Raw genomic sequence first — 1,659 nt, 5'->3', positions numbered from 1 at the left:
AAGCAACGGCCGATCGTCCATTACCTCTACTAATCGTTTTAACTGAAAAATGATATATCGCCATTTTGCAATTTTTTGCTCTAAAGTTTCAACACTCATACCATCACCATCTCAAGGAATCCCCCTCAAGCATAGGTCTGTTTGAATTGAAATTCAAGACAGCCCATGCTATCGTGGTTTTCCCGAAGGGCGCACTTAGCCATTGGATTTCATCCAATGGTGCGACAAGGGGTAAATCCCCTTTGTAATCCCCTGACCAACATATACATGTTGGTAATTTCGATAAATCGAAATAAAGAGCAAAAGCAAAATGGCGATATATCATTTTTCAGTTAAAACGATTAGTAGAGGTAATGGACGATCGGCCGTTGCTTGTGCTGCATATCGTTCAAGTGAAAAATTGGTATGCGATTTTTATGGAAAAGAACAAGACTACACAAGAAAAACTGGTGTCGAATTTACAAAAATCTATGCACCTGAAAATACAAATACTGAGTTACTCAAGCGCCAAACACTTTGGAATGAAGTCGAAAAGGTTGAACGTAGAAAAGATGCATTACTTGCAAGAGAGTTTGAGATTGCATTTCCCAGTGAGTTAAACGCTGAACAGCGTGAAAATATGCTCAATGAACTTTGCCGAAACCTCGTTAAAAAATACGGTGTCATCGTTGATGCTGCTATTCATGCACCTCATACAGACAGTGGAAGTGATGAACGCAACTACCATGCACACATCATGTTCACAACCCGAAGTATTAATGAGCAGGGTGGCTTTTCAGCAAAAAAATATAGGGACTTCAGTCGTGACAATGGCACAGAAACTGTAAGCCACTGGAGAGAATCATTTGCAGAGTTATGCAATCATCACCTGGAACAAAATGGATTTGATGAACGTGTCGATCACAGAAGTTATGAAGACCAGGAAAGTGACCTAGAAGCAACTCAGCACGAAGGTCCTCAAGCGACATACCTCCGGAGACGAGGGATATTTACAGAAATTAGTCTGAAAAATGATGAAATTAAGCTACGTAATTTAAAAATCAAAAAGGTCATTAATACTGGATGAAAACATCAAAGTATCTGAGGATCTTATTCAAAAAGTACGAAGTGAGCTTCAGTTTCAATACTCTCAAGCTGAGTATTCAGAAAAAACTTCTCAGAAACTTTATGAATTCCAAAATGAAGAATTATCAAAATTAACAACAAAATTAGACACGATGAGTTCTGCAATATCAGAACTACGCAAAAAAGAGCCTTTATTTTTTAAAACAAAATGGATCAATCAAATAAATGACCTGATCGACCAACACAACACCCAACTAGACATCCAAAAGCATATTTCTGGTCTTAGTGAAATAGAAAAAAAAGAGAGATATTCTGATCATTTAAATAAATGGACAGAAGAAAATCAGCTGCTCCAGCCTAAAAAGTCTTTTGCAAAACTTGACGAACCGAACATCACTGTTAAACAACGAAAACTTAATGATCAAATTTCAAATATAGATCATCAAATTTCTGAAATATCACGCAGAGAAACTGAGTATCAAGAGTATGTACGCGATCAAAGACTGGAGATCATAAATAGTTATATATTTGAAGAAGATAACTATGGAAATAAATACTTTAGTCCTCAAAATGGTGAAAAACAAAAGCGACTAT

The 1,659-nt window shown here is 36.6% G+C and carries 1 pseudogene; it reads left to right on the top strand.

What is annotated here, in order from left to right:
- Positions 1-310 precede the first annotated feature (310 nt).
- Positions 311-1,659, top strand: a pseudogene (gene mobQ / locus J582_RS27565) (MobQ family relaxase); the annotation flags it as partial.

This window comes from Acinetobacter sp. 1566109, assembly GCF_000582255.1.
In the GTDB taxonomy this organism is placed as follows: domain Bacteria; phylum Pseudomonadota; class Gammaproteobacteria; order Pseudomonadales; family Moraxellaceae; genus Acinetobacter; species Acinetobacter nosocomialis.
Note: the sequence above shows the minus strand (reverse complement) of the source record. Positions and strands in the feature narration are given on the sequence as shown.